This is a genomic window from Nitrosophilus sp. (genome assembly GCF_982775275.1).
Genome location: NZ_CEXZHP010000286.1, coordinates 1 through 1,399, shown reverse-complemented (window position 1 = coordinate 1,399; position 1,399 = coordinate 1). Strand labels below are relative to the sequence as shown.

1 protein-coding gene and 1 pseudogene are annotated in these 1,399 nt (G+C 67.1%); one reads left to right on the top strand and one right to left on the bottom strand.

Going from position 1 to position 1,399, the window contains the following annotated elements; translation table 11 throughout:
• Window positions 1-390: prolyl oligopeptidase family serine peptidase (locus tag AC30RD_RS09315; RefSeq protein WP_489494262.1), on the top strand; the 390-nt coding region annotated here is incomplete at its 5' end.
• A gap of 42 nt (window positions 391-432) precedes the next feature.
• Here the strand turns inward: AC30RD_RS09315 and AC30RD_RS09310 are convergent.
• Window positions 433-1,399, bottom strand: a pseudogene (locus tag AC30RD_RS09310) (acyl-CoA dehydrogenase family protein); the annotation flags it as partial.

Genomic DNA, 1,399 nt, shown 5'->3' with positions numbered 1-1,399 from the left:
GCCGAGGTGCCCTTCGTCGATGTGCTGGCCACCATGCTCGACGACACCCTGCCGCTGACGCCGCCGGAGTGGCCGGAATGGGGCAACCCGATAAAGAGCAGGGATGATTACCTGAACATCGCCAGCTACAGCCCCTGTGACAACGTGCGCGAGCAGGAATACCCGGCCATCCTGGCGGTGGCCGGGCTGACCGATCCGCGCGTCACCTACTGGGAACCGGCCAAGTGGGTGGCGCGCCTGCGCGAAAAGAAGCGCGACGACAACCTGCTGCTGCTGAAGACCGACATGGGCGCCGGCCACGGCGGCAAGCCGGGGCGCTTCGACCACCTGAAGGACGTGGCCCTGGTGCAGGCCTTCGGGATCAGGGCCTGCGGGGTTGGCGGCGCGTGATGTGAGCCGGGCAAGCGCAAGCAGGCGTCTGCCAGGCTCTTGTCAGCAGCGGAAAGCCTGCAGGCCCGTCTGGGCGCGGCCCAGGATGAGGGCGTGCATGTCCTCGGTGCCCTCGTAGGTATTGACCGCCTCGAGGTTGACCATGTGGCGCATGACGGGGAATTCGTCCGATATGCCGTTGCCGCCCAGCATGTCGCGGGCGGCGCGCGCCACCCGCAAGGCGGCGCGGCAGTTGTTGCGCTTCATCAGCGATATGGCCGGCGGCGCGAGGCGGCCCTCCTCCAGCCCGCGCCCCAGCATCAGGCAGCCGGAAAGGCCGGTTGCTATGCTGGTCTGCATGTCGGCCAGTTTTCTCTGGATGAGCTGGTTGGCGGCCAGCGGGCGGCCGAACTGCTTGCGCTCCAGCACGTATTCACGCGCCGCATGCCAGCAGGCCTCGGCGGCTCCCATGGCCCCCCAGGCGATGCCGTAACGGGCCTTGTTGAGGCAACCGAACGGCCCCTTCAGCCCGGCCGCTTCCGGCAGCAGGGCCGAAGCGGGAACCTCCACCTCGTCAAGGACGATCTCGCCGGTGACGGAAGCGCGCAGGGAGAGCTTGTTGGTTATCTTCGGGGCCGAGTAGCCGGAAGCACCGGCCTCGACGATGAAGCCGCGTATGGTGTCGTCCTCGTCCGCCACCTTGGCCCAGACTATGGCGATGTCGGCTATCGGCGAGTTGGTGATCCACGTCTTGGTTCCCGTCAGCACGTAACCGCCCGGGGTGCGCCGGGCCCTTGTCTTCATGGAGGAGGGATCGGATCCGGCGTCCGGCTCGGTGAGGCCGAAACAGCCGACAAGCTCACCGCTGGCCAGCTTGGGCAGGTATTTTTTCTTCTGCTCAGGCGTCCCGTAGGCCTCGATGGGGTGCATGACCAGCGAATTCTGCACGCTCATGGCCGAACGGTATCCGGAATCCACGCGCTCCACCTAGCGCGCGGCCAGCCCGTAGGCCACGTAACCGAGGCCGGAG